The 26,132-nt window shown below is 70.9% G+C and carries 26 protein-coding genes and 1 pseudogene; 4 read left to right on the top strand and 23 right to left on the bottom strand.

The window, feature by feature from the left end:
* Positions 1-69: 69 nt before the first annotated feature.
* Positions 70-1,140: pseudogene (locus PV682_RS34465) on the top strand (MFS transporter); the annotation flags it as partial.
* On the opposite strand, the gene PV682_RS34470 reads toward PV682_RS34465, so the two are convergent.
* From PV682_RS34470 to PV682_RS34495, 6 genes are all read right to left on the bottom strand, one after another.
* A complete protein-coding gene (locus PV682_RS34470; protein WP_319735689.1) occupies positions 1,128-2,729 on the bottom strand; it encodes an AI-2E family transporter in 1,602 nt (533 codons plus the stop codon). The pseudogene PV682_RS34465 and the gene PV682_RS34470 overlap by 13 nt on opposite strands.
* Positions 2,730-2,903: 174 nt before the next feature.
* On the bottom strand, positions 2,904-3,584 hold the full coding sequence (locus tag PV682_RS34475; protein ID WP_319735690.1) for an aggregation-promoting factor C-terminal-like domain-containing protein: 681 nt from the start codon (positions 3,582-3,584) through the stop codon (positions 2,904-2,906).
* A gap of 386 nt (positions 3,585-3,970) precedes the next feature.
* Positions 3,971-5,296 carry a PhoH family protein gene (locus tag PV682_RS34480; RefSeq protein ID WP_319735691.1) on the bottom strand — a complete coding sequence of 442 codons (1,326 nt, stop codon included), beginning with the start codon at positions 5,294-5,296 and terminating at the stop codon, positions 3,971-3,973.
* A 323-nt stretch (positions 5,297-5,619) separates the two neighbouring features.
* Positions 5,620-6,393: an isoprenyl transferase gene (locus PV682_RS34485; protein ID WP_319735692.1), complete on the bottom strand. Its 774-nt coding sequence runs from the start codon at positions 6,391-6,393 to the stop codon at positions 5,620-5,622.
* A gap of 548 nt (positions 6,394-6,941) precedes the next feature.
* Positions 6,942-7,733, bottom strand: a complete 792-nt coding sequence (locus PV682_RS34490) for a methyltransferase domain-containing protein (RefSeq protein ID WP_319735693.1) — start codon at positions 7,731-7,733, stop codon at positions 6,942-6,944.
* Between the two features lie 74 nt (positions 7,734-7,807).
* Positions 7,808-8,647, bottom strand: a complete 840-nt coding sequence (locus PV682_RS34495; RefSeq protein ID WP_319735694.1) for an LLM class flavin-dependent oxidoreductase — start codon at positions 8,645-8,647, stop codon at positions 7,808-7,810.
* 56 nt (positions 8,648-8,703) lie between these two features.
* Between PV682_RS34495 and PV682_RS34500 the strand changes: the two genes are divergently transcribed.
* Positions 8,704-9,066 (top strand): DUF192 domain-containing protein, encoded by a 363-nt coding sequence (locus PV682_RS34500; RefSeq protein WP_319735695.1) that lies wholly within the window; start codon positions 8,704-8,706, stop codon positions 9,064-9,066.
* A gap of 35 nt (positions 9,067-9,101) precedes the next feature.
* Here the strand turns inward: PV682_RS34500 and PV682_RS34505 are convergent, their stop codons facing one another.
* The 15 genes from PV682_RS34505 to PV682_RS34575 form a co-directional block, all read right to left on the bottom strand.
* The gene (locus PV682_RS34505) at positions 9,102-9,707 is read right to left on the bottom strand and encodes an OmpA family protein (protein WP_319735696.1); all 606 of its coding nucleotides are present in this window, start codon (positions 9,705-9,707) and stop codon (positions 9,102-9,104) included.
* An 8-nt stretch (positions 9,708-9,715) separates the two neighbouring features.
* Positions 9,716-10,291: a hypothetical protein gene (locus PV682_RS34510; protein WP_319735697.1), complete on the bottom strand. Its 576-nt coding sequence runs from the start codon at positions 10,289-10,291 to the stop codon at positions 9,716-9,718.
* A gap of 26 nt (positions 10,292-10,317) precedes the next feature.
* Positions 10,318-10,962, bottom strand: a complete 645-nt coding sequence (locus PV682_RS34515) for a pilus assembly protein TadG-related protein (RefSeq protein WP_319735747.1) — start codon at positions 10,960-10,962, stop codon at positions 10,318-10,320.
* On the bottom strand, positions 10,959-11,126 hold the full coding sequence (locus PV682_RS34520) for a Flp family type IVb pilin (RefSeq protein WP_319735748.1): 168 nt from the start codon (positions 11,124-11,126) through the stop codon (positions 10,959-10,961). The genes PV682_RS34515 and PV682_RS34520 overlap by 4 nt, the downstream gene beginning before the upstream one ends.
* Positions 11,127-11,247: 121 nt before the next feature.
* The gene (locus PV682_RS34525) at positions 11,248-11,991 is read right to left on the bottom strand and encodes a response regulator transcription factor (protein WP_319735698.1); all 744 of its coding nucleotides are present in this window, start codon (positions 11,989-11,991) and stop codon (positions 11,248-11,250) included.
* A gap of 17 nt (positions 11,992-12,008) precedes the next feature.
* Positions 12,009-13,247: a sensor histidine kinase gene (locus PV682_RS34530; RefSeq protein ID WP_319735699.1), complete on the bottom strand. Its 1,239-nt coding sequence runs from the start codon at positions 13,245-13,247 to the stop codon at positions 12,009-12,011.
* Between the two features lie 8 nt (positions 13,248-13,255).
* On the bottom strand, positions 13,256-14,143 hold the full coding sequence (locus PV682_RS34535) for a DUF5936 domain-containing protein (RefSeq protein WP_319735700.1): 888 nt from the start codon (positions 14,141-14,143) through the stop codon (positions 13,256-13,258).
* A gap of 16 nt (positions 14,144-14,159) precedes the next feature.
* Positions 14,160-15,104: a type II secretion system F family protein gene (locus tag PV682_RS34540; RefSeq protein ID WP_319735701.1), complete on the bottom strand. Its 945-nt coding sequence runs from the start codon at positions 15,102-15,104 to the stop codon at positions 14,160-14,162.
* 11 nt (positions 15,105-15,115) lie between these two features.
* Positions 15,116-16,453, bottom strand: a complete 1,338-nt coding sequence (locus PV682_RS34545) for a CpaF family protein (protein WP_055723558.1) — start codon at positions 16,451-16,453, stop codon at positions 15,116-15,118.
* Entirely contained in the window at positions 16,450-16,815 is a 366-nt protein-coding gene (locus PV682_RS34550; RefSeq protein ID WP_319735702.1) for a TadE/TadG family type IV pilus assembly protein, read from the bottom strand. The genes PV682_RS34545 and PV682_RS34550 overlap by 4 nt, the downstream gene beginning before the upstream one ends.
* 1 nt (position 16,816) lies before the next feature.
* Entirely contained in the window at positions 16,817-17,200 is a 384-nt protein-coding gene (locus tag PV682_RS34555; RefSeq protein ID WP_109361352.1) for a TadE/TadG family type IV pilus assembly protein, read from the bottom strand.
* Between the two features lie 5 nt (positions 17,201-17,205).
* On the bottom strand, positions 17,206-18,450 hold the full coding sequence (locus PV682_RS34560; RefSeq protein ID WP_319735703.1) for an AAA family ATPase: 1,245 nt from the start codon (positions 18,448-18,450) through the stop codon (positions 17,206-17,208).
* A gap of 10 nt (positions 18,451-18,460) precedes the next feature.
* A complete protein-coding gene (gene cpaB, locus PV682_RS34565; RefSeq protein WP_319735704.1) occupies positions 18,461-19,168 on the bottom strand; it encodes a Flp pilus assembly protein CpaB in 708 nt (235 codons plus the stop codon).
* 48 nt (positions 19,169-19,216) lie between these two features.
* Entirely contained in the window at positions 19,217-20,131 is a 915-nt protein-coding gene (locus PV682_RS34570) for a hypothetical protein (RefSeq protein WP_319735705.1), read from the bottom strand.
* Between the two features lie 220 nt (positions 20,132-20,351).
* On the bottom strand, positions 20,352-21,665 hold the full coding sequence (locus PV682_RS34575) for an Nramp family divalent metal transporter (protein WP_319735706.1): 1,314 nt from the start codon (positions 21,663-21,665) through the stop codon (positions 20,352-20,354).
* A 198-nt stretch (positions 21,666-21,863) separates the two neighbouring features.
* On the opposite strand from PV682_RS34575, the gene PV682_RS34580 reads away from it, so the two are divergent.
* The gene (locus PV682_RS34580; protein ID WP_319735707.1) at positions 21,864-23,216 is read left to right on the top strand and encodes a M14 family metallopeptidase; all 1,353 of its coding nucleotides are present in this window, start codon (positions 21,864-21,866) and stop codon (positions 23,214-23,216) included.
* Positions 23,217-23,220: 4 nt separating this feature from the next.
* Here the strand turns inward: PV682_RS34580 and PV682_RS34585 are convergent, their stop codons facing one another.
* The gene (locus tag PV682_RS34585; protein ID WP_319735708.1) at positions 23,221-23,742 is read right to left on the bottom strand and encodes a hypothetical protein; all 522 of its coding nucleotides are present in this window, start codon (positions 23,740-23,742) and stop codon (positions 23,221-23,223) included.
* Positions 23,743-23,826: 84 nt separating this feature from the next.
* Here PV682_RS34585 and PV682_RS34590 point away from each other — a divergent pair, with 84 nt between their 5' ends.
* Positions 23,827-25,092, top strand: coding sequence for a type III PLP-dependent enzyme domain-containing protein (locus PV682_RS34590; RefSeq protein WP_319735709.1), 1,266 nt, complete (start codon positions 23,827-23,829; stop codon positions 25,090-25,092).
* Between the two features lie 61 nt (positions 25,093-25,153).
* Here the strand turns inward: PV682_RS34590 and PV682_RS34595 are convergent, their stop codons facing one another.
* Positions 25,154-26,041, bottom strand: coding sequence for a S1 family peptidase (locus PV682_RS34595; protein ID WP_055718659.1), 888 nt, complete (start codon positions 26,039-26,041; stop codon positions 25,154-25,156).
* Positions 26,042-26,132 lie beyond the last annotated feature (91 nt).

A 26,132-nucleotide genomic window follows, 5' to 3' on the forward strand; every position in this document is an offset into this window, starting at 1 on the left:
ACAGGTTCGGAACAGGGTCCCCACAGCGGGAACAAGGCGGGCCAACCAGTCAATCCGGTTGCCGCCCCCCTGTTCGCGCTCCTCGCCGGTGCGTGGGTGGACCGGTGGCGGAGCCGTACGGTGCTGGTGCTCACCGATGCGGGGCGCGCGCTGGTGCTGGGGGTCGCCGGGGTCGCCGGGGGCTTGGGGTGGTTCGGGGTGCCCGGTCTGTTCGTGCTCGCCTTCGTCGTCGGGACGCTGTCCGTGTTCTTCGACGTGGCATATCAGGCGTCGCTCGTACGGCTGGTGGAGCGCGGTCACCTCGTGCGGGGCAACAGCGCGCTGGAGGGCAGCCGGTCCGCGGCGCAGATCGGGGGGCCGGCGCTGGGAGGTTCGGCGGTCTCCCTGCTGGCGGCGCCGGTCGTCTTGGCCCTGGGCGCCGTGTGCTTCGCGCTGTCGTTCCTGTCGATCCGGCGGATACGGCGGGCCGAGCCGATCCCCGGCAGGCCCGGCGGAATCCGTGCGGGCCTGCGGTTCGTCGTCCGGGACCCCACCCTGCGAGCGGTCTGCCTCGCCTCGGCCGCGTTCCAGTTCTCCTTCGCCGCGGTGACGACCGTCCACCTCCTCTTCCTGCCGAGAGAACTCCACCTCTCGGGGACGGTGATCGGGCTGGTCCTCGCCGCGCCGGGGCCGGGCGCCCTGCTGGGTTCCCTGCTCGCCGCCCGCCTCCCGCGCCGGTTCGGCCACGGCCCCGTACTCGTGTGCGCGGCGCTTCTCGGGGACGGCGCCTTCCTCTGCGTACCCGCGCTGCACGGCTCCTGGGCCGCGACGGTCCCCGTGCTCCTCGCGGCCGGTTTCGTCCTCGGCCTCGGCGGACAGCTCGTGAACGTCACCGTCATGGCCGTACGCCAGTCCGTCACCCCGGACCAACTACAGGGCCGGGTCGCCACGACCATCACCTTCGTCGGACTGGGGCTCGCCCCGCTCGGCTCGCTCACCGGAGGGTTCCTCGCGGAGGCGTGGGGGCCGCGGACCGGGCTGCTGGTGACGGCCGCGGCGATGCTGCTCTCGCCGCTGGTGATGGCGCTGTCGCCGCTGGCGCGGCTGGGGCGGGAGCTGCCGACCGGCGCGCCGTACGGCAGCCCCGCTCACCGCTGTTGAGCGAGCCCCTCGTCCTCCTCGAACTCCTCCTCCAGTTCCCGCTGTTCGGCCGCGTACCGGCGCAGGTACCCCACGACCGTGTTCGTCACCGCCACCAGCGGCACGGCGACGACCGCTCCGCCGATGCCCGCGACGATCCCGCCCGCCGCGACGGAGAGGACGACGGCGAGGGGGTGGACGCTGACCGCGCGGCCGAGGATGAAGGGCTGGAGGATGTGACCCTCGATCTGCTGGACGGCGAGGACGACGGCGAGGGTCATGACGGCGGTGAAGGGGCCCTGGGTGACCAGGGCGACCAGGACCGCGAGGGCGCCGGAGGCGACCGCTCCGACCAGGGGGATGAAGGAGAACAGGAAGATGAAGACGGCGAGGGGGACGGCCATGGGGACGTCGAGGAAGTAGATGCCGAGGCCGATGAAGATGGCGTCGATCAGGGCGACGACGACCGTGCCCCGGACGTACGCCGTGAGGGTCGCCCACGCGCGAGGCCCGGCGCCGGCGACGCCCTCACGGGCCGCCGCGGGGACGATCTTGAGGGTCCACTCCCAGATACGGCGGCCGTCGTAGAGCAGGAAGAGCGTGGAGAACGCCGCCAGCAACACGCCCGTGAGGGCCTCGACGATGACCGTCACGCCCTCCAGACCCGCCGACGTGATCTCGTCCGCGTTGTCGCCGACCGCGTCGCGCAGGTTCTTGGCGATCGCGTTGATCTGTTTGTCGGTGACGTGGAAGGGGCTGTCGAGGAGCCAGCGCCGCAGGTCGTCGATACCGGACTGGATCTGGTTGGACAGGTCGTCGATGTTCTCCATCACCTGCCAGGTGACGAACCACCCGAGCAGCCCGATGACGACGAACCCGAGGACGGCGGTCAACGCGGTCGCGAGCCCGCGCGGCACCCCCCGCCGCTTCAGCGCGGCGACGGCCGGTTCGAGCAGCGCGGTCAGCAACAGGCCGATGACGAAGGCGAAGACGACGAGCTGGACCGCGCTGATGACCCGCATGAGGATCCACACGGTCCCGGCGAGCACGAGCAGCCGCCAGCCGGCCTCGGCAGCGACCCGCACCCCCCAGGGGACGGCCTGCGCGGGGTCGGTACGCAGGACGGGCGGACGCGCACGACGGCGCGCGGGACGCGGAGCGACGGACGCGCCGGAGAGCCCCGAGACCTCTGAGCCCCCCGAAACATCTGAGGCTCCCGAAACTCCCGGGGCCCTCGAAGCTTCCGGGGCCTTCGAAACTCCTGAGGCCGAAGGACTCGGCTTAGCGGGCGGGCCGGAGACCGGATCAGCGGACGGCTCAGGCACCGCGTCGGCGGCCGGCCCGGAGATCGCGTCGGCGGGTGGATCCTGGTCCCCGCCGGGCCGCGGCGCCGGTTCCCCTCCCGCCCGTGCCTGCGGATCCGCCTCGGCCGTCGGCTCGACGCTCGACGCGGCGGCCGGGGCCGGGGTCTGCCGCACGCGAGGGCGCGGCTTCGGCTCGTCCAGCACGCCGCCGTCCCGCTCGACCTCCGCGCGCCGCTCGTCGAGGCGCTCGCCGACCTTGGTGAGACCGGCGCCGAGCCGGCCGAGCCACCCTGGCACTCGCGACATGATCCGTTTCCGTCCCTTTTCCCGGGTCCTCCCGGTTCTTGCCACCACTCCTCCCCGGGAGCCGCGTCGAAACAGACCGTACAGGGCAACAGCCCCTCCCCTAAGGACGGGGAGGGGCTGAAGGAGGTTGAGAGGAACGCCCCGCGAAAAGGAACGCCCTGCCGGAACCGGCGCCTAGTACCAGTTGTTGGCCTGCCAGAACGACCAGGCGTCACAGGGGCTGCCGTAACGTTCGTTCATGTAGTTCAGGCCCCACTTGATCTGCGTCGCGGGGTTGGTCCGCCAGTCGGAGCCGACCGAGGACATCTTGGAGCCGGGCAGCGCCTGGAAGAGGCCGTAGGCGCCCGAGGAGGCGTTGACGGCGCGGTAGTTCCAGCTCGACTCGTGGTCGACGATGTTCGAGAAGCACTGCCACTGGCCGCCTGCAACCATCTGGCGGGCCATCGACTGGATGTCGGAGATGGAGTAGGAGCTGAGGACCGGGAAGTCGCCCTTGGCGGCCTTCGCCTTGGCCTCGGCCTCCGCCTTGGCCTTCGCCGCCTCTTCGGCGGCCTCCTTCTTGGCGATGGCGACCTCGGCGGCGGCCTTGCGCGCGGCCTCCTCGGCACCCTTCTTCGCGCTCTCGTCCGCGGCCATGGCCTGGTAGGCGGCCTGCTGCGTCAGGGAGGCGGTCTGGACCTCGGCCTGCTGACCCACGGGGATGTCCGCGAGGAGCATGGCGTCGTCCGCCGTCGTCTGTGCGTCGGTGTTCTGCTGCGCGGCGACGCTGCCCGAGGCAACGCCCACGACACTTCCGACGGCGGTGACCGCGGTGGCCGAAGCCACTGCGAACCCCCGGACCGAGACCCGGCTCACACGGTTTCCTTCCAGCATCGCCCGCTTCGGTGACCCTGGCGGACGCGATCGTGCCCCTGGCGCTGGCCTCCAACTACGGGGTCACGGGAAGCGCTGGCCCACCGGCGACCCCGTATCGGGGGGCGCCTTCTGGTACTTGGGCGGCGTACGACGGCGTATGTGAAGTTTGGGACGCTGCACCGCTGGGGGTACAGCTGTGTCGCACGCGGGGCCTGACAGAACCGAGACTCTGCCGTAACAAGCCGCCGATGACAATTCCGAGTTGGGTGTGAAAGCTCACATCGGCTGTGGGGCAAGGGATTTCGGCGAACGCTCACACACGGGGGCGCCGCCCCGCTAGGCTCTCGGCCTTTGCGGGGCGGCGCCGAACGGCCGTCCGAAGACGGTCAGATGCTGCCGTCCTCCAGCATTTCGGTCACGAGCGCGGCGATCTGGGAGCGCTCGGAGCGGGTGAGGGTGACGTGCGCGAAGAGCGGATGCCCCTTCAGCTTCTCCACCACGGCCACGACACCGTCGTACCGGCCCACCCTCAGGTTGTCGCGCTGGGCGACGTCGTGGGTGAGGACGACACGGGAGTTGGCGCCGATCCGGGACAGGACCGTCAGCAGGACGTTCCGCTCCAGGGACTGGGCCTCGTCGACGATGACGAACGCGTCGTGCAGGGAGCGGCCCCGGATGTGGGTCAGGGGGAGCACTTCGAGCATCCCGCGCGCGGTCACCTCCTCGATGACCTCGCGGCTCGTGACGGCCGACAGCGTGTCGAAGACGGCCTGCGCCCACGGGCTCATCTTCTCGGCCTCGGAGCCGGGCAGGTAGCCGAGTTCCTGGCCGCCGACCGCGTACAGCGGGCGGAAGACCATCACCTTCTTGTGCTGGCGGCGCTCCAGGACCGCCTCCAGGCCCGCGCACAGGGCGAGCGCGGACTTGCCGGTGCCGGCCCGGCCGCCCATCGACACGATCCCGACGTCCGGGTCGAGCAGCAGGTCGAGCGCGATGCGCTGCTCGGCGCTGCGGCCCTTGATGCCGAACGCCTCGCGGTCGCCGCGTACGAGGCGGATGTTGCCCTCGGGGGTGACCCGGCCGAGGGCCTTGCCGCGCTCGGACTGGATGGTGAGGCCGGTGTGCACGGGGAGGTCGGCGGCCTCGGGGACGTACACGTGTCCTTCCTCGAAGAGGACGTCCACCTGGTCGCCCGGCAGGGTCAGTTCGGACATGCCGGTCCAGCCGGAGGAGTCCGTGATGGCGAGTTCGGCGCGGTACTCCTCGGCGAGGAGGCCGACCGAGGACGCCTTGATGCGCAGAGGCAGATCCTTCGAGACGACGGTGACGTCGTACCCCTCGGCCTGGAGGTTGCGCGCGACCGCCAGGATGCGGGAGTCGTTGTCCCCCAGGCGGTAGCCGCTGGGCAGGATGCTGGGGTCCGAGTGGTTGAGCTCGACACGGATCGAGCCGCCCAGTTCCCCGATCGGGATGGGCGCGTCCAGGCGGCCGAACTTCACCCGGTAGTCGTCCAGCAGGCGCAGCGCCTGGCGGGCGAAGTAACCGAGCTCGGGATGGTGCCGCTTGGCCTCCAGTTCGGTGACCACGACGATCGGGAGCACGACTTCGTGCTCCTCGAAGCGGGTCATCGCGGACGGGTCGGCCAGCAGGACGCTGGTGTCGAGAACATAGGTGCGCCGGTCGGACTTGTGGCGCTTTGTGCTGGTCACCACGGAAGGACGTACCCCCTCGGATGAGGTCGGGGAGCGACGGAGTGGAGCTGGACCGGTACCGGGCCCGTTTGCACGGGCCGGAAACCGGCCCTCCACTGCTTCGTCCGTGCCGTGACCGCACGGTCGGGCTGGTGCAAAGGGCCTCCCGGGCGGACGGCCCCGTGCCGTCCGCTGAGATCCGACACCCGTGGGTCGGGTGTCGACCTGCTTGGCTTATGCCCTCTAATTTGCGCCGTCATGCCACGGCGGAGTACGGCGCCTTGGTGAACAGCTTGTTACGCCTGTGGTGGGAGGCCCGGAAAGCGGTTGCCGACCTGCCTCGGTCAGCCGCCGAAGCGGCGGTGGCGGGCCGCGTAGTCGCGCAGGGCGCGCAGGAAGTCGACCTTGCGGAAGGCGGGCCAGAACACGTCGCAGAAGTAGTACTCGGAGTGCGCGGTCTGCCAGAGCATGAACCCGGACAGCCGCTGTTCGCCGCTGGTGCGGATGACGAGGTCGGGGTCCGGCTGGTCGCTCGTGTAGAGGTGGCGGCCGATCATGTCGATGTCCACGGACCCGGCGAGCTCGTCCATGGTGACGCCCCGGTCCTGCGCGTCCTGGAGCATCGAGCGGACGGCGTCGGCGATCTCCTGCCGGCCGCCGTAGCCGATCGCGACGTTCACCAGTATTCCGTCGACGTCCTCGGTCGCCTGCTCCGCCTCTTTCAGCGTCAGCTGCATCTGGTCGGGCAGCAGGTCCTTCGTGCCGACGTGGTGGACCCGCCAGCGGCCGTCCGCCGCGAGTGTCCGGACGACGTCCTCGATGATGCCGAGGAGCGGGATCAGCTCGTCCTTCGGGCGGTCGAAGTTGTCCGTCGACAGGAGCCAGAACGTGACGACCTTCACATCCGTCTCGGCGCACCAGCCGAGGAACTCGGACATGTTGTCGGCGCCGGCGCGGTGGCCGTGGACGGTCGTGGAGCCCGCCGCCTTCGCCCAGCGGCGGTTGCCGTCCATGATGACGCCGATGTGCTTGGGCACCTGGGTGTGGTCGAGGTGGCCTTCCACCCGGCGTGCGTAGAGCCTGACCAGCAGGCCGCGCAGTTTGTCGCGCAGGATCACGTGATGTTCAGCCCCTCCTAAACGGCGGTCCCCGCAGGCGGGGAGCTTACCCCCAGGGGGAGTTGAGGCGCCTAATCCGGGGTAGGGCTCTCTGATTGCGTCCGCGCGGGCGGGGGTGCGCGATCACGCCCGGGGTCGGCCCAATAAAACGGGCCGGTCCGTGGGGGGGGATACGGACCGGCCCGAGGGGGGGTTTCCACCATAACCCTTTGTGAGGGATGGCGCGTACATCGGCGCCGAATTATTACTCTCCGGAGTTGCGCGGCGACGCCGTTCCGGGGGCGGAAGCCCTGTTCGTGGGGGTTTCGTGGCCTGAAAACGCGGGTGTACGGGGGTCCCTCGCACGGGGGAACGCGGCGCGCGGCGTCTCCTTGACGAAGGCGCCACCGCGCGGTCCCCTCCACTGCGCGGTGACGCCCACGCAGCTTTGCTCGCGCGAATTGCCGTGGCCGAATCTACGTGATGCCGGGGGATCGGAGCACCTGTTCGCGATAACGATGTGGAAACCCTGTGGAGATCGGGGAGGCCCGGCGACGGTTCCCGGCCATTTATCCGGCGACCGGTCTGCGCGCCTCGATCAGGTGCCGCGCGCTGTACGCCACGAAGGGGCCATCGGCGGTGATGCGGGCGTGCAGCGCCCTCAGCTCCGCCTCGTACCGGGCGGACGTGAAACCGGGGACCATCCAGACGACCTTGCGCAGGAAGTGGACGACCGCGCCGATGTCGTGGAACTCCATCCGCAGGCGCTCCACCCTGAGGTCGGTGACCTCTAGCCCCGCCTTCCGCGCCGCCTCCGCCTCGGCCTCCGGGTGCCGGTCGCGGCTCACCTCGTCCGGGAGCGGGCCGAGGAACTCCTCCACCAGCTCGAACGCGCTGCGGTGGCCCACGTGTTGGGCGAAGTACGTGCCGCCCGGGGTGAGGACGCGGGCGATCTCCGCCCAGGGCGGGCGTACCGGGTGACGGCTGGAGACGAGGTCGAACCCGGCGTCCGGGAAGGGCAGTTCGCCGTCCTCGCCGGGGCGTACGACCACCACGCCCCGGGGGCGCAGGAGTTGGGCCGCCTTCGCCGCGTTCGGGGCCCACGCCTCCGTCGCCGCGAGGACGCGCGGCGGGGTCGCCGTACGGCCCAGCGCGAACTCCATGACCTCCCCTCCCCCGGTGTCCAGGTCCAGCGCGGCGTCCGCGGCGTCCAGGCGGGCGGCGAGGGCCGGGGCGTAGCCCCAGGAGGGCCGCGCTTCGGTGGCCCGGCCCTCGAACCAGGAGAAGTCCCAGCCGTCGGTGGGGGCGGCGTCGGCTTCGGCGACGAGGGACGCGTAGGTGGCTTCGTCGGTGTCGGTCATACGGGGATGGTGGCAAGGGGGTGGGCGGGGGTGCCGCTGATTTTCTCGCCACCGGGCTTCCACGGCACCAGGTTCTACGGCACCAGGGGGCGTACCTCCTGTGCCGTGAACCTCAGGAATCCCTCCGGGTCCGGGTCGTCCGGTGTCGGGAGGAGGACGACGCTGTCGGCGCCGGCCTCGGCGTACCGGCGTACCTCCGCCGCCACCGTCTGCGCGTCCCCGGCGACGCCGACCCCCGTCAGGTGCTGCTTCTCCAGCTCGCGGGCGAGGCGCGGGGCCGCGTCCTCGCCGGTCGCGGCGAAGACGTACACGACGACGCGGTGCCCGGTCTTCGCGGCGGCGCGGATCTCCCGTACGCGGTCCGGGGTGGCCGACTCGTTCAGTACGGTGCCGTCCGCGATCCGGGCCGCGAGGCGGAGGGTGCGGGGGCCGATGCCGCCGATCAGGATCTCGGCGGGGGCCGCCGGGGGCCAGCCGAGGGACACGTCGTCCAGGGTGACGTACGTGCCCTCGCGGGTGACCCGCTCGCCGTCCAGGAGGGCGCGCAGGGCGCCGGTGTACTCCGTCAGGAGCGTCAGCGGGGAGTCGGGGCGGGCGCCCACCTGGGCCATCCAGTCCTGGACGCCGTGGCCGATCGCCAGCGACACGCGGCCCGGGAACATGCGGTGCAGGGCCGCCGTCTCCATCGCCGTCAGCGCGACGTTCCTGAGCGGGACCGGGAGCAGGCCCACGCCGATGCGGATCCGGTCCGTCCACGCCAGCGCCGCCGCTGCCGCCGTGAGGCCGCCCTGGAGGAAGCAGTCCTCCCACAGCCAGAGTTCGTCCAGTCCCGCCTCGTCGGCCAGGCGTGCCGCCGACTTCAGGCGTTCCGGGGGGAGTTGGGGGCGGAGGATGGCACCGAGGCTGATCGTCATGGGGACTTACTATCCACAGGGCCGGGTGGCTACAACTCCTTATCGGGAGGCGCGTGATGGGACGCTGGCGGGACGGGCACGGGGTGCTGGTCGTGCACGGGGCGCCTCCGGCGCGGGTGCCGCTGGAGATCGCCTCGTCGTACCGGGCCCGTACGAAGGGGCTGCTGGGGCGGTCGTCCGTCGAGGGGGCGTTGCTGTTGTCGCCCGCGTCCGGGATTCATACGTTCCGGATGCGGATGGCCATCGATGTGGCTTATCTGTCCCGGGACTTGAGGGTGCTGGCCGTGCGGACGATGGTGCCGGGGAGGCTGGGGCTGCCCCGGGTGCGGGCCCGGCATGTGCTGGAGGCGCAGGCGGGGGCGATGGCCGGGTGGGGGGTCGTGGCGGGGGTCCGGGTGGAGGTGGTCGAGGGGGCGTGACCTGGGTGTGGGGGTGTCGTTGTGAGCAGGCCCCCTCAGCCCTCCCTCGGGAACGTGATCTCCACCCGGCGGTTCTTCTTGCGGCCCTGTTCCGTCGAGTTGTCCGCGATGGGGTACTGCTCGCCGTAGCCTCGGACGTCGAACGTGAGGTCCGGGTCGTTCAGTTCGTCGTCCAGGACCGCCTGTACGGCGTTCGCGCGCTGGCGGGAGAGGACGTCGCCGTGCGCCGAGGAGCCCAGGTCGTCGGTGAAGCCGAAGACTCTGATACGGGTGGCGTTCTGCTTCCTGATCTCCTCGGCGATCGCCGCGATGCGGGAGCGGGAGGTGGGGGTGATCTTCGAGCTGTCCTTGCCGAAGAGAACCTCCGCTTGCAGGGCGAACTTCACGTCCGCGTTCGTGTCCTCCCTGCGTTCGTCGCCGGTCTGGTCCTCCACGACCTGCTTGATGTCGAGCACCTTCGCCGCAGCGAGGGTTCCCCCCTGCGGAAGCTTCAGGTCCGGGTCGTTGGGGTCGACCTGGACGGGGGCCGAGGCGGAGGGCTCGGTGCCGGGCGGGACGCTGGGGTCGTCGGTGGCTCGGGCGGGGGTGGTGAGGGCGAGGAGGAGGGCCGTGAGCGTGAGCGTCGTGCGTGCGCGGGTCATGGGCGGGCTCAGCCGGTGATCGGGAGGGGGGCGGAGGCGAAGGTGGGGAGCTGGAAGGTGACTTCCTTGGTGGCCTCGGGGGGTGCGGGGAACTGCATGAAGACGGCCAGGGTCTCGCCGGCTTCGAGGGAGGAGAGCCCGGTCGTCGCGAGGGGGCGGCCGTCCGTGTCCCGCAGGACGTAGTACCGCTTCTTGGCCTGGCCGTCGACGAGGGTCGCGCCGCCGAGGGACATGCCGTGGCGCATGATCTCCGTTTCGTCCCCGCGCACGCCCGACGGCACGAGCACGTTCTTGGCGCCGTCGTTCTTGAGGACGCCGTTCACTGTGACGAACCCGCCGGAGTCCCGGTCTGCGGAGGTGATCTGGAGCATCAGCCCGCTCGGCCCCTTCATCTCCGCGAGGGGCGGCTCCTCCGACCCCTCCTGCGGTCCCGGCTTCGACCCGCCGGTGGAGGCGGGCGCCGACGCCTCGGGCTTCTTGTCGTCACCGCCACCGCCACATCCGGCCACGCCGAGGGCCAGACCGGCCGCGACGGTCAGCGCGACCACTCCCCTGCGGGCCTTAGCCGTGAACCGAATGCTCATGCCTCTGCTTCCTTCGCGGTTGTGTCTCACTCGACCAGATGGACGTCGAAGAGGTCCTGCGGTTCCGGGAGACGGAGGTTCTGCGGGTCCAGGGGCCAGTCGCCGCCGTCGCAGTGCAGGACGGGCAGTTGGATCGGGGGAGTTCCACCACCGCCCGGCGTCTCGCCGCCCTCGTCTCCCGTGGGAGTGGGGGTAGGCGTGGGGCTGGGGAGCGCGTCGAAGCTGCACACCGAGTCGATCACCGCCGCGGCATGGGCCGTCGACTGGTAATCCTCCGAGCCGGGGACGATCGAGTCGCCGACAGACTTGTTCGTCTCCACCTCGACCGAATACCGCATGTCGCCGGGCAGGCAGGACATCGTCCGGGCGTCGTTCGCCTCCGCGAGCTGGTAAGCGCGCCAGCAGGTGTCGCCCGACCCGACGCCGTTGAAGATGCCGTCCCATTTCGTCGGGTCGAGGACGTTGTCCACCCAGTCACCGGCGAGTTCGTCACGGGTCTCCTGGGCCGCCGCCAGCGCCGCCGCGTCGGCCGCCGCCTGGGCGTCGCCCCGGTTGGCTCCCGCCTGGCCGACCGCGAGGTACGCGAACGCGAGAAAGAGCAGGCCCGCCACCACCATGATGTAGATGGGGAAAGCCTGCCCGGCGTCACCTCGCCCGCGGGCCGGCGTCAGCCTCCCGTGACCCTGCTGATCTGGTTGCGGATCGCGTCGAAGATCGTGCTGCCGATATCCGTCCCGGTGATGGCCAGGACGATCGCCACGACGACGGCGATGATCCCCAAGTACTCCACCGCGGTCTGCCCCTTGTCGCCCCGCGGTTTCCGCACGTTCTTCATCAGCCTGTCCTCCGGTCGCAGCGCCGCGCTCCCCGTGTTCCGGCGCAGCGTAGGCCGTGGGGGAAGCGGATGGGGAGGGTCCGGGGGCCCAAAGGTGGGCCCAAGAGAGGGGGCGCATCGGTCAGCTCACCCCCTGGACAGGCGGGGGTGCGGTGCCGAGCCATTTGGCTGTCGCCTCGGCGCGGCTCGTGCTGTGGAGTTTCGCGAAGATCCGGTTGATGTGGTTCTTGACGGTCTTCTCGCTGATGAAGCAGGACACGGCGATCTGCTGGTTCGACATGCCGGACGCGATGAGGTCCATGATCTCCGCCTCCCTCGCACTGAGCCGGAACCGGCCCCTGCTTGCGGAAGACTGTCCCACAAGTGGTTGCACTTGTGAAAGTCCTTTGCTGAAAGTGCCTGGATAATGGGGAGTTGGGGAGGGGCTGTCGTGTGCAGTCGCACTGTCGGCCGGGGGGCTCCACAGCCCCTCCAGCACCGCGGTCGCGGCGGTCGGCGTCAAGTGCGCACGCCCCCGCACCACATCACGCACGGCCTGCACCAACTGCTCGGCCCCGAACTCCCCGTGCACGAGATACCCCCGCGCCCCGAGCCGCAGGGCGTCCCGCACGGTCGCGGACTCCCCGCTGTAGGTCAGCATGAGGACGGCGCAGACCCGCACGAGCCGGGGCAGCGCGGCGAGCCCGTCGACCTCGGGCATCCGGACGTCGAGGAGGACGACGTCGGGCCGGTGGAGCTCGGCGAGTTCGCACGCCTCGCGCCCGTTCACGGCCTGCGCGACGACGTCGATGCCCCCGGCCCCGCCGAGCAGCGCGGCGAGCCCCGCGCGGACCACGGGATTGTCGTCGGCCACGAGAACCTTCATCCTGCGAGCCCCTTCCGTCACGCCGCCCCCTTCTCGAACTGTCCCACCCGCAGCGGGAGTCGAAGCTCGACGCTCACTTCGGTCCCCGGCCCGCCCCGCCCGATCCGCAGCCGCGCCCCGAGGGCCACGGCACGTTCACTCATCCCGAGCAGCCCGAAGTGCCCGGCCCGCCGCAGCGCGTCGAGGCTGGTGCCGGGCGGCAGCCCCTTGCCGTCGTCGTGGACGGTGACGCGCAGGACGTCCCCGTGCACCCCCGCGCTCACCTCGACGCGACTGGCGTCGGCATGCCGGTGCGCGTTGTCGAGCGCCTCGGCGGCGATGGTGAGCAACTCCCGCGCGACGAAGGGCGGTACGGGTACGGCGCTGCGCTCACCGGTCGCGCGATAGGTCGTCGGCAGCCCGGTGCGGGTCGCGAAGTCCGTCGTCCGCGAGGCGAGTTCGTCGAGCACGTCCAGCTCCTCGCCCGCCCCGAGCCGCAGGTCGGTCAGCAGTTCCCGTGACTCCCCGGCCGCGCGCCGGGCGGCGCCCGCGATCGACTCGGCCTGTTCGCGCACGGGTTGCTCGGCCCCGGCGGCCAGCGCCTCGGCGGCGAGGGCGACGCCGTACAGGGACTTGGCGAGGGAGTCGTGCATCTCCCGGGCCAGGCGGTCGCGTTCGGCGGCGACGGCCTCGGCGGCGGCGAGGCGGGCGCGGGTCTCGGCGAGCGCCTCGGTGGCCTCGCCGAACCTCAGCATCAGTCCCCGCAGGGCGGAGCCGAGCGCGCCGGTGATGACGCAGAAGCCGGGGAGCAGCAGCCGTTCGGCGACGGAGGCGCCGGAGCGGGCCGCCAGGGTCGTATGGACGAGCAGCAGGATGAGCCCTTGCAGGGAGGCGAAGCAGGCGGCGCCGCGCCAGCCGTAGAGGATCCCGGCGAGGAGGGGGGTGCAGACGCTGACGTACGCGAGGGTGGTGTCGGGGCCCGCGGAGACGAGCAGGAGCGAGCCGAGGAGGGTGTCCGCCGCGAGGAGGGTGGGGTGTCTCAGGAGCAGCGGGCCGAAGCGTTCCCAGTCGCGCAGGAGGGCGTACGACACCATGAAGGTGACGACGACGGCCGTGCCGACGAGGCGGACGCCCACGCCGGGTGAGGCGTTGAGGAGCGCGGAGGGCGCGGCGAGGGCGATCATCGCGAGGCGGAAGCCGAAGACCTGCCGGGACAGGGCCTGGAGGGCGTTGACCTGGAGGGCGAGGGGCGCCCCCGTCCGCTTCGACACCCCCATGTCCGCGCCTACTTCCCCGTGATCGTGCCGAAGTCGGTGCCCGACCCCAGCAGCAGTCCGGCGCCGAGGAGGAGCATCGTCGCCGGGACCATGAACGTGGTGATCATCAGGGTGGCCCGGGGGACCGCGCGGGCGGCCTTGCGGCGGGCGTTCTGGGCGTCGGTGCGGCGCATGTCCTTGGCGATGGAGACGAGGGTGTCGACGATGGGGGCGCCGAGTTCCTCGCCCTGCTGCAACGCCGTGACGAACATGGCGACTTGCTCGGAGTCGTTGCGTCGGCGCAGTTCCGCGAAGGCTTCGCGGCGGCTCATGCCGAGGTCCATCTGGCGCAGGGTGATGCGGATCTCGTCGGCCCAGGGGCCCTCGTAGCGGGTGGCGACGCGGTCGAGGGCCTGGCGGAAGCCGAGGCCCGCGCTGACGACGACGGCGAGGACGTCGAGGAAGTCGGGGAGGGTGCGTTCGATGACGTCCTTGCGGACGCGGATCGCGGACCAGATGCCGACCTCGGTCCACACGGCGCCGAAGGCGAGCATCAGCAGCGCGATCAGGGGGTTGCCGCGCAGGAAGAAGATCAGCGCCCCTACGGCGCCCAGCGTGCCGTAGACGGCGCGGCGGGCGGCGTAGCGGTCGATGGTGAGGCCGCCGGGGTTGCCCGCGAGGTCGATGCGGCGGCGGTACTTGGCGACGAGGCGGGGGCCCATCAGGCGCAGGACGGCGGGCGCGTACCGCATGCCGAGCCGGTCGACGACGGAGTCCACCGCGCCGGTCCGGGTCGCGCCGACCTCCAGGGCGAGGGCGAGGTCGGGGGGCAGTTTGACGTCCGCGCGGTACATGCGGATGCCGGTGAAGGCGCCCCACACGGAGGCCGCCATCAGGAGGGCGAGCAGCAGAGCCATGTCCAACTCCCCCCGCTCAGACGTCGATCCGGGACATGCGCCGGATGAGGACGAAGCCGACGGCGTACAGGCCGAAGGCGATGAGGACGGCGGCCTGGCCGAGCGGCGAGCCGGTCATGCGCTCCAGGGCCCCCTCCTTGACGCCGTCCATGAGGAACAACGAGCCGACGCCCAGGAGGGGTACGGCGTACGCGGTGAGGTTCACCTGCGAGAGCTGGGTGCGGATCTCGCGCCGGGTCTCCTTGCGCTCCTCCAGCGTCTCGGTCAAGTTCCGCAGGGCGCCCACGACTTGGCCACCGGCCTTGTTGGAGAGGACCAACGTGGTGACGAGGACGACGAGTTCGCGGGACGGCAGCCGGTCGGCGAGTTCACCGAGGGCGTCGTCCATGGACTGGCCGACCGCCAACTGGTTGGCGACCTTGGCGAGTTCCTCCCCGGCGGGCGCCTCCAGCTCCTCGGCGGCCATCCCTATCGCGGTGCGCAGGGCGAGGCCCGCCTGGGTGGCGTTGGCCAGGATGCGGGCCAGTTCGGGGAGTTGGTTGATGAACCGCTCGATGCGCTTCTGGCGCTGCCAGTTGAGGAACTGGACGGCCGAACCGACCGCGACGAGAGCGGCGATGGGGCCGAAGAAGGGGGCGAGGACGGCCTGGGTGACCAGCCAGAGTCCGGCGACCGCGCCGAGCAGGTAGGCGGTGAACTCGCCCGGGGTGACGTCGAGTCCGGTCGTCGCGAGCCGGCGTTCCAGCGAACGGCCCAGGCCGGTGCGGCGGATACGGCGGTCGAGGTCGCGGAAGCGGCGGCGGCGTCCCGGTGGCGGCAACTGGCCGGTGTAGGAGAGCCGGTCGACGAGGGCGGCGCGCTGGGCGCGGCCGGTGGCGTACGCGTGCAGGCCCGCGACGGCCAGGGTGAGGGCGAGGACGGTCAGGCCCGTCGTGAGCGTGGTGAGCTGGTCGAGGTCCATGGTCGTCCTGCCTAGCGTGCTTCTCGGATCGCGAGTTCGGCCGGGGTCTGGGCCACGCCGAACGCCTGCGGGATGGGCTGGCTCGCCATGTAGAGGCGGTCGGCGGTGCGGCGCGGGAGGGGGAAGTAGCGGAAGCTGCCGTGGATGCGGCCGTCGGAGGACATCGGCAGGGCGTCGAAGCGGGCGGCGGTGGCCAGCCGGTACGGTTCGCCGCCGTGGCTGTCGAGGAGCGCGATCTCGGTGATGCGGCGGGCGCCGTCGGCGAACCGGGTGAGCTGGATGATGACGTCGACGGCGCTGTTGATCTGGTCGTGCAGGGCGACGAAGGGGACCTCGACGTCGGACATCGAGGCGAGCGTCTGGAGGCGGGTGAGGGCGTCCTCGGCGCTGTTGGCGTGGACGGTGGCGAGCGAGCCGTCGTGGCCGGTGGACATGGCCTGGAGCATGTCCAGGGACTCGCCGCCGCGGACCTCGCCGACGACGATCCGGTCGGGGCGCATGCGCAGGGAGTTGCGGACCAGGTCGCGGATCGTGATGTGGCCCTTGCCCTCGACGTTCGGCGGCCTCGACTCCAGCCGTACGACGTGCTGTTGCTGGAGCTGGAGTTCGGCGGAGTCCTCGATGGTGATGATCCGCTCGCCCTCGGGGATCAGTCCGGACAGGGCGTTGAGGAGGGTCGTCTTGCCGGTGCCGGTCGCGCCCGAGACGATCACGTTGAACTTGGCCTGCACGAGGCCCGCGAGCAGGAACAGCATGTGCTCGTCGAGGGAGGTGAAGCCGACGAGTTCGTGGAGGGTGAAGGAGCGGGGGAAGCGGCGGATCGTGAGGATCGGGCCGGTCAGGGAGAGCGGCGGGATGATGACGTTGACGCGTTCACCGGAGGGCAGGCGGGCGTCGACCATCGGATTCGACTCGTCCACGCGGCGGTTGACCGTCGAGACGATGCGTTCGATGGTCTGCATGAGCTGGTCGGCGGAGGCGAACCGCAGCGGCAACTGCTCGACCCTGCCGCCGCGTTCGACGAATATCGCGTCCGGCCCATTGACCATGATCTCGGTGACCGAGGCGTCTTCGAGGAGCGGCTCCAGGATGCCGAGGCCGAGCGCCTCGTCGACAACGCGCCTGATCAGCCTGGCGCGTTCGGACGTCGACAGGACCGGGCCCTCGCGGCTGATGATGTGGCCGAGGACGCGTTCGAGCCGGGCCCGGCGTTCGGCCGCCGCGAGCGACGTCATCTCGGCGAGGTCGATCTCCTCCAGGAGCTTCGCGCGGTACGTCGCGACCAGGTGGCCGTCCTCGCCCCGGCTGCCGTTCTCCTCGGGCGTGCTGATCCGTGCCCTGAGGCTCATGGGGACTCCGTTCGCTGGTCGTTCGGCATGGTCGCGGTCCGCTGGGCGGGGCCGAAGTCGCCCCACCCGAAGAACACGGACGGAATGTCGACGGAGGAGGTGACCCGGACGTCGTCCCCGAGGTCGGCGGCGACGCAGCTGGCGTCCAGCCACGAGCTGACGGCGTCCGCGCACGCCTGACCGGCCGTCCCGGCCTCCCTTGCCTCGCTCCGCGCCCCGGCCCGCGCCGCCGTACCGGCCTGCTGTCCGGCGTACGCGATGATCCCCAGTTGGACGACGGCCATGCCGACGAGCAGCAGGATCGGCAGGAACCCCAGGTACTCGATGGCGACCTGGCCCCGGTCTCCACGGCGCTTGTTCATGTCAGGGCCCGTTCCATTCCTCGACGGCCCCCGCGTGTCCCTCGACCTGGAACGGCACCGAGAGAACTCCCGGGAAGAGGATGGGGACTTGCAGCCGGACGGTCGCGGTGACGAACCCGGACCCGCCGCAGTCCACCTCCGCGCCCCCTTGCCAGGCGCCCGGCAGATCCTCGGTCCCCGCCTGCTCGCACGCCCCCACCCGGGCCCCGGGGTCGGCGACCGCCCCCGCCCGCACGGCCGCGTCGGCGGCGTTCCCGGCGAGCGTGAACGTGTAACCCACCAGCACGCACTGCCAGATGGCGATGAGCGTGACGAGGATGACGGGCAGCATGCCGGTGAACTCGATGGCGACCTGGCCCCGGTCGCCGGTCAGACGGCGTCTCATCGCGCTCACTCCTTCCGCCGCCGCAGCCCCGCCGACCCCCGGTCCCCGCCGCGTGCCCGGCGTCCCTGCGGGGTCTCCGGGGCTTTGGCGAGGCCGAGTTCACCGGCGAGGGCCCACAGGGCCTGGCGTACCGGGCCCTTGGGGTCGAGGGCGTGCAGGCGGCCCGAGTCGACGGCGGCCTGCAACTCCTTGAAGTGGGCCGGAACCGCCGTGGTGGCGAGGGCTGTTCCGGTGATCTTCTGGATCAGGCCCGGCTGGATCTCGGTGGCGCGGGAGTGCCGGTTGACCACCACCGTCGTCTCCTCGGCCTTGCGGATCTGGAGGCGGTCCCACATGCGGACGGTGCGTTTGGCGCCCCGGACGGACACCACGTCGGGGGTCGTGACCAGCAGCGCCGTGTCGGCCGTCTCCACCGCCGCCGCGCTCGCGCCGCTGAGCTGGGCGCCGCAGTCGACGACGACGACCTCGTAGCGGGCGCGCAGCGCGCCGACGATGTGCCGGGCCGCCCGGTCGGTGACTTCCTCGCCGCGCTCCCCGTCGCCGGGGGCGAGCAGGAGGTCGACGCCCGTGTCGTGGCGGAAGACGGCCTCGGCGAGGATGCGGGGGGAGATGTCGGTGATCGCGGCGAGGTCGACGACCGAGCGGCGGAACTGGACGTCGAGGTAGGAGGCGAGGTCGCCGGTCTGGAGGTCCAGGTCGCACAGGGCGGTCGTACGGCCCGACGCCTGGGCGGCGAGGGCGAGTTGGATCGCCGTGAGGGTCGTGCCGACGCCGCCCTTGGCGCCGCTGACGGTGACGACGGTGCCGCCGGGGCCGGTGAACACGTCGGTGGAGCCGCCGAGATGGCGCCGGACGCCGGTCGACCACTGGGCGACGGCCTGGACGCGGGTCGCGAGGTCGTCGTAGGCGAGGGGGAAGGTGATGAGGCCGCGCGCGCCGGAGTCCATGGCGGCGGAGAAGAGGCCGGGGGACGCGTCGGTGGTGACGAGGATGACACCCACCGCCGGGAAACGCAGGGCGACTTCACGGACCAGCTCCAACGCCGGTACGGGGCCGATGCGTTCGTGGACGACGACGACCTCGGGGAGTTCGTCGACGGACTCGGCGGCCAACCGGGCGAGTGTGTCGACGAGTTGGGTGGAGTCGGTGACCGGCGGAACGGGTTCCGCGTCGGGCAGCTGGCTCAGCAGGGAGACGAGGGAGCGGACCGCGTCCGCGTCGCCGACGGCCGGGAGGATCCTCGTGGGCATGGTCGGCCTCTCACTTGTCCGTGGCGAGCTGGTAGGTGCGGTCCTTCTCCGGGACGGCCGTGCCGGTGCCGGGCGCGACCAGCGCGAGGCGGACCCGCTTCGCGAACGACTCGGCGTACGTGATGCGCTGGGCGTCGAGCGTGGAGAGGGCGAAGGTGATCGGCACGGCCTGGGTGGGACCGGCGGAGCGCTCGTCGCGGTCGGGTTCGAGGGCGGTGAGCTTGCCGACGTCCAGGACGCGCGCGTTGGTGACGATGATCTTCGAGACGTCCGGGTCGGCGTCGCGGGCGCCCTCGAAGGTGGCGTACACGTTGACGGACGCGCCCGCCGTGATCTTCCCGGCGACGCCGGTCGCCGCGTCGATCATGATGGCGACCTCCTGTTCGCCGGGGCGCAGCGCGGGCTGGTCGACGACCATGTCGCTCTGGAGGAGGGAGCCGGCCTTGAGGGTCGTGACGGCGATCTTGCCGCGGATCGCGGCGAGGTCGGTGACGGCGTTGTCCGACAGCCACCGCTTCGGCATCGAGATCTTCTCGAACTGCCCGGCGGACAGGGCGGTGTAGGGCGCCACGTCGCTCTTGACCTGGTACGCGGCGACCTCGGGCCCGACCTTCGACTTCACGTCGTCGACGACGGACAGCACACCGGCGAACGCGCCGAGGGCGGCGAGGACCGACAGGAGCAGAAGGATCACGCCGCGGCGCTGACGGGAGTTCATGAGCCGTGCAACCTCGTTGGGGGGTCGGGTCCAGCGGACGGGGTCGGGTCAGCCTGCCGGGAGCGCGTGGCGGGGACCGCCGGTGGTGAGCGCGCGGACCGGTTCGGCGGGGACGGGTGGCGGGGTTGCGGAGCAGAAGACGCAGCGGTCTCCGATGACGTCGACACCGCACCAGTGGCACACCGACTGCCGTACGGAGGTGACGAGTTGGTACAGCACCGACAGGTCCGGCAGATAGGCGCAGAACTCGACGAGCTTGCCGGTCCCCCACCACGCGGCGGACTCGGCGGGCAGCGGGGTCTCGCGCAGGCCCTGGGTACGCCAGGCCGGTGCGAGGGTCTCGGTCACCCACTCGGCGGGGAGCTGTCCCCTGGCCAGCAGCAGCCACGTACCGAACTCGGGCCCGGGGACGGTCACTCCGGGTCCGGCCTTCACCAACTTCGGCTGGGGGTGGGCGAGTACGGCGAACTGGCTGCCGGGGACCCAGGAGCGGGCGTGCGAGGTGAGGGTGACCGGGATGTGATCGAGGCGGGCGACCGAGCCGAGCAGGGCGCCGGCGTGGATGTAGTGGGTGAGGAGCCGTCCTGCGGAGGCGAGGACGCCGGGGCTCAGGTCGCAGGAGGCGAGCTGCCTCAACTGGCGGGCCAGCACGGCGAGACCGAGGGGCGGGAGGTCGGGCTGGAGCAGGGCTATCCGGTCGCTCTCCAGCAACGAGCGGACCGTGTGCAGCCGTTGGACGACGGCGGCGGGGGCGGCCTTGGCGCAGACGACGACGAGATGGCCGTAACTCTCCACGACGCCCTGCACCGTGGCCACGGCCTGTTCCAGCGGCTGGCGTTCGATGCCCTCCAGCACGACGGCGGGCACCGTACGCTCGTCCTGCGCCGGCAGTGCGAGACCCGCACCGGTCACCGCAATGGCAGTTGGCACGCGCAGCTCCCCGATTCCCGCGACCCGGCGCATCGGCGTTACTCCGGTGCACCGGGATGACTTCATTGCGTGACTACCTCAGCACTGTAACCACGCCTCACCACCGGGAGAACAGCTTTCGTGAGCCGGTAACGAACTCTTCTCCGGAGCTCCACCGGCCAACTGCCCCCAAACCGCCGCAACTCACCTCCACGCACCCTCCACAAACGGAGTGCGCGCCTTCCTTGCAACAGGGCCCCCGGCTCGGAAGAGCTCAGAAGAATTCAGACCACGGCTGGTCCCACACCTGCTTCGCGCACAGCACGACGAACAGCACCCCGGCCACCGCCAGCATCCCGTTGCTGAGCCACCCGTTGCGCCACTCGGCGGGCGTGCGGCGGGAGTTGAGGAGCCAGATCAGGGTCAGCGCGAGGAACGGCAGGAACGCGGCGCCCAGCACCCCGTACAGGATGATCAGCCGGAACGGCTGGCCCTGGAACAGCAGGACGATCGGGGGGAACGTCAGCCAGAGCAGGTATGCGCGAAACGGCCACGACCGCTCGCGGGCGCCGGACGCGATGTCCTCGGCCGTGGCCGCGCCGTCCGTGCGCAGCCGGGTCACGAAGTCCGCGAACATCAGGCTCACCCCGTGCCAGACGCCGATCAGCGAGGTGTACGACGTCGCGAAGAACCCGATGAGGAAGAACGTGGCGGTGGCGGAGCCGTACTCGGCCTCCAGGATGTCCCCGAGCTGGACAAGTCCCTTGTCCCCGCTGGCGATCGCGATGTTCGCGGAGTGCAGCAGCTCGGCCCCGACGAACAGCATCGCGACGACGAAGATGCCGGTCGTGGCGTACGCGACCCGGTTGTCGAGGCGCATGACCTTCATCCACCCGGAGTCGGTCCACCCCTTCGCGTTGACCCAGTACCCGTACGCGGCAAGGGTGATGGTGCCGCCGACGCCGCCGATCAGGCCGAGCGTGTTGAGGACGGAGTCCTTCTCGTCGGGCAGGACGGGGAGCAACCCGGCGAGCGCGTCGGGGATGTTGGGGGTGACGCGGATCGCCAGGTAGACGGTGACGAGGAACATCACGCCGACCAGCACCGTCATGACCTTCTCGAACACCGCGTACTTGTTGAACCAGACGAAGACGAGTCCGGAGAGACCGCAGGCGACGGCCCACCACTTGAGGTCCATGACGTCCGGGAACAGCGCCTGGAGGGGCAGCGCGCTGGACGACATCGCCGCCGCGCCGTACACGAACCCCCAGATCACGGCGTACACGCCGAAGAACCAGAGGGTCCAGCGGCCGAGGCTCGCCCAGCCGTCGAAGAGGGTGCGGCCGGTGGAGAGGTGCCAGCGTCCGGCGGCCTCGGCGAGGGAGATCTTCACCAGGCAGCCGATGACCGCGGCCCACAGGAGGGTGTAGCCGAAGTTGCTGCCCGCGATGAGCGTCGCGACCAGGTCGCCGGCGCCGACACCGGTCGCCGCGACGACGACTCCGGGTCCGATGTGGCGCCAACCGGCCTTGCGTGGAACGGGGGTGGAGGGGGCGTGGGTCGTGGGGTTTCCCGTGGTGTCCGCCATGAACGTCAAGGATGCGCCAAGTCTCGTATACGGCAAGGGGGCGCGCGCGATGCCTGCCCATGAGGCGCCCTTGACCTGCTCATGCCATTGACCCGACCATGAGCGACACGCCGCACAGCCCGTACACAGCAAAGCTCCCCTGCTCCACCCCCACCCCTCCGGACAATCCGGACGGACCTGGAGACACAAGGAGACCTCATGCGCCTTCGCATCCGCGGCTCGAACCCCCGATCGGGCAGACGCACCGCCGCACTCGCCGCCCTCCTCGCGCTGACGCTCGCCGCCCCCGTCTCGGCCTCGGTGACCAGCGCGTCCGCCGACAGCGCCGCCACGGCCGCGCCGGCCTCGGACGACATCCGGCAGTACGAGATCCACGTCCACAACAACACCTCGCCCGTGCGCACGGCGATCATGCGGGCCGGGGTCAGCATCGACGAGGTGGACTCCGAGACGGTCGTCGTGTCGGGCAGCGGCGCGCAGATCGAGCGGCTGCGGGCGGCCGGGTACGAGGTGACCCCGCTCGGCGGGGCCCCCGACCGGCTCGCGGCGGACGAGCTGCGGCTCTTCGACTTCCCCTCGGCGGACTCCCGCTACCACAACTACGCCGAGATGAACGCGGAGATCGACCAGCGGCTCGCGGCCTACCCGGGCATCATGAGCAAGCGCGTGATCGGCAAGTCGTACCAGGGCCGGGACATCTACGCGATCAAGATCAGCGACAACGTGGCCACCGACGAGGCCGAGCCGGAGGTGCTGTTCACGCACCACCAGCACGCGCGCGAGCACCTCACCGTCGAGATGGCGCTGTACCTGATCCGCGAACTCGGCGCCGGGTACGGCAGCGACTCACGGATCACGAACATGGTGAACGGGCGCGAGATCTGGATCGTCCCCGACCTCAACCCGGACGGCGGCGAGTACGACATCGCCACCGGCTCGTACCGCTCGTGGCGCAAGAACCGGCAGCCCAACTCCGGTTCCAGCGCGGTCGGTACGGACCTCAACCGGAACTGGAACTACCGCTGGGGCTGCTGCGGCGGCTCCTCCGGCTCGACGTCCTCCGAGACGTACCGGGGCGCGTCCGCCGAGTCCGCGCCCGAGGTGAAGGTCGTCGCCGACTTCGTGCGCAGCCGGGTCGTCGGCGGGGTCCAGCAGATCAAGTCGGGGATCGACTTCCACACGTACAGCCAGCTCGTGCTGTGGCCGTTCGGCTACACGACCGCCGACACCACGACCGGCATGACCACCGACGACAACGCGGCGTTCAAGGCCGTCGGGCAGAAGATGGCCGCGAGCAACGGGTACACGCCGGAGCAGTCCAGCGACCTGTACATCACCGACGGGTCGATCGACGACTACCTCTGGGGTACGCACAAGATCTTCGCGTACACCTTCGAGATGTACCCGTCGTCCGCGTCCGGCGGCGGCTTCTACCCGCCCGACGAGGTGATCGAGCGGGAGACGTCGCGCAACCGGGACGCGGTGCTGCAACTGCTGGAGAACTCCGACTGCATGTACCGGTCGATCGGCAAGCAGGCGCAGTACTGCTAGTCCCCTAGTCCTCTTCCGGTTCTTCCGGCTGGGCGTCGTCCTCGAAGTACGCGTCGAGGACGGCGTCCAGTTCGCGCTCCCAACCCGGGAACACGGAACGGGACTTCGCCTCGATCTCGATCGGGTACCAGCGGCGGTCGGGCGTGTGGACGGTGATCGTGAACCGCTTGCCGAAGCGGGTCGTCTCCGTCTCCACGGCGCCGATCTCGTCCCACCGGAACTCGCAGTTCTGGTCGTCGAGGGCGAGGCGGACGCCCTTGTGGTCGGCGACGAAGGAGGCGCGGCGGTCGGACGCCTCGAAGACCGGGCCGTCGGCCGGCGCCTCGGGCTCGGATGCCGCCTCGGTCTCGGGTTCCGCCTGGGCTTCGGGTTCCGCCTCCGCGACCGCTTCGCCCTCCTCGGGCACGGCGTCCTCAGGCTCCTTCGCGGGCTCCGCCGGTACGGGCGCGGTGAGCCCGGGGATGAAGGCCGGGTCGAAACCGGCACCCTCCAGGGGCTTGCTGCTCGATCCTATGCGCTGGTCCACAGCGGGCAGTATGGTCGACGATCCTGTGCCGCACACAGCCGACCCTCACTTCGTTATACGACAGAGCTACGACCGGGAGTGTCCTTGCCCCGCCCCTCGGCCCTGGCCGACCTCGCCGCCGAACGCCTCGACCACCGCTTCAAGGGCCTCCCGCCGGACGCCGCCGGCCGCAGCGTCGCCGAGCTGACCGCCGAGCGCCGCAACCTCTTCACGGGCGGCTTCCCCACCCCGGTCCTCACCCTCTCCGCCGAGCGCCTGACGCACAACCTCGCGCTCCTGGAGTCGTACACGGCCCGCCACGGCCTGGCCTTCGCCCCGCACGGCAAGACGACGATGGCCCCGGCGCTCTTCCACCGCCAACTCGCCCACGGCGCCTGGGGCATCACCCTGGCGATGCCCCACCAGGTGCGCGTGGCCCGCGAGTTCGGCATCTCCCGGATCTTCCTGGCCAACGAACTCGTCGACGCGGCCTCCCTCCGCTGGCTCGCCGCCGAGCAGGACGCCGACCCCGGCTTCCGCCACATCTGCTACGTCGACTCCGTACGCGGCGTCGAACTGATGGACGCGGCGCTCCAAGAGGCGGGCGCGGTACGGCCGTTGGAGGTGGTCGTCGAACTCGCGGCGGGCCCCGAGGGGCGCACCGGCGTGCGTACGGGGGCGTCAGTCGTCGCCGACGCGGTCTCCGAGACGCGCACGCTCCAACTCGTGGGCGTGGCGGGGTACGAGGCACAGGTGCCGGACGCCACAGCCGACGCCGTCCGTTCCTGGACGCGGCAACTCGTCGCGCTGGCCGTCGACTTCGACCGCGAGGGGCGGTTCGCCGGGCCGGAGATCGTCGTCAGCGCGGGCGGCAGCGAGTGGTTCGACGCTGTGGCGGACGTCCTCGCGGAGATGCCCGAACTGTCGGCGCCCGTACTGAAGTTGCTGCGCTCGGGGGCGTACGTCACGCACGACCACCTGCACTACCGCGACCGCACACCCTTCAACCGGGTCCCCGAAGAGGGCTCCCTGGAACCGGCGTTCAGGCTGTGGGCGCAGGTCGTGTCTCGTCCTACGGAGAGGCAGGCGTTCATCAACGCGGGCAAGCGGGACGTGGCGTACGACCTCGGGCTGCCGGTCGTGGAAGTGATCCGGCGCGCGGGCAACGAGCGTACGGCTGACGGCATTTCGGTGAGCGCGCTCTCCGATCAGCACGCCTGGCTGGAAACCGGACCCGGTGTGGATCTGGAGGTCGGTGACTGGGTCGGGCTCGGGCTGTCGCATCCGTGCACGACGTTCGAGAAGTGGCCACTGATCCCGGTGGTGGAGGCGGACGGCACGGTGGCCGAATACGTACGGACGTTTTTCTGAAGCCGTGTCGCGGGGCGGCCCGTCACAGTCCCGTGGGACGGGCCCCCGTACACGAACTCCGTTACGGCTTCGGCAGGATGCAGCCGCTCGCGTTCAGGTTGAGCTGGTTGCCGGTCGTGAAGCAGGCCGGTATCTGGTACGTCTCCTGGGCGTAGTTGATGCCCTTGCGGACCGTCACCGTGCCGGACTCGGTGACCTCGCACGGGTTGTTGACGGTGCACTGCGCGCCGTCCTCGTTGCCCGTGTTGTTGACGGCGACGACGTTGCCGGTGGCCTGGTCGACGACCGGGGACCCGGAGGTGCCGCCGATGGTCTGGCAGGCGGAGGTGTAGCGGACCGAGTCCTTCCAGGTCCAGTCGCCCTCCTTCAGCCGGTAGACGAAGCCGTCGATGTTGCAGCTGTACAGCCGCTTCCAGTACCCGGAGGCCACCGTGATCGCCGTACCGGCGGTCGGGTGCGTGTTCTGGACGGTGAGCGGCGAGATCCCGTAGTTGTTGCGGATCGTCGCGTAGGTGCTGGTCAGCTGGTAGATCGAGACGTCCGTGTCGGTCATCGTCGCGTACGCCAGCTTGCTCGCCCTGAGGGTGGCGACCTGGGTGCCGGAGGAGTTGAGCAGGCCGAACGTGCGGCTGGACGCCTGGTTGACGATGACCTGGCCGGGGGCCGGGAAACCGGAGGTCAGGCAGTGGCCGTTGGACATGACCAGCGCCGGGTCGGTGTCGAGCGAGTTCGGGAAGCGGATCACCGAACCGGAGCAGTTGCTGAGCGCGACGGTCCCGGCGAGGGTGACGGCCTTCAGCGCGGGGGCCGCTTCGGCCTGCGTGGCGGCCGGCGCGGTGGCGATCTTGCCGACGGTCGCGGCCGACGCGTCCGGCGCGGCGACGGCGGGAGCCGCACCCACCCCGGCCAGGGCCAGGGCGAAGAACGCGGCGACGAGAGGCTTTCTCATGTGGGGGTCCCCTCTGGTGACTGGATGCTGCTGACTGGATGTTTGTCATGCACATAATCAACATCCGCACCGCTGGGAACAAGCGGTCGTT

Source organism: Streptomyces niveiscabiei, from assembly GCF_033794345.1.
In the GTDB taxonomy this organism is placed as follows: Bacteria; Actinomycetota; Actinomycetes; order Streptomycetales; family Streptomycetaceae; genus Streptomyces; species Streptomyces niveiscabiei.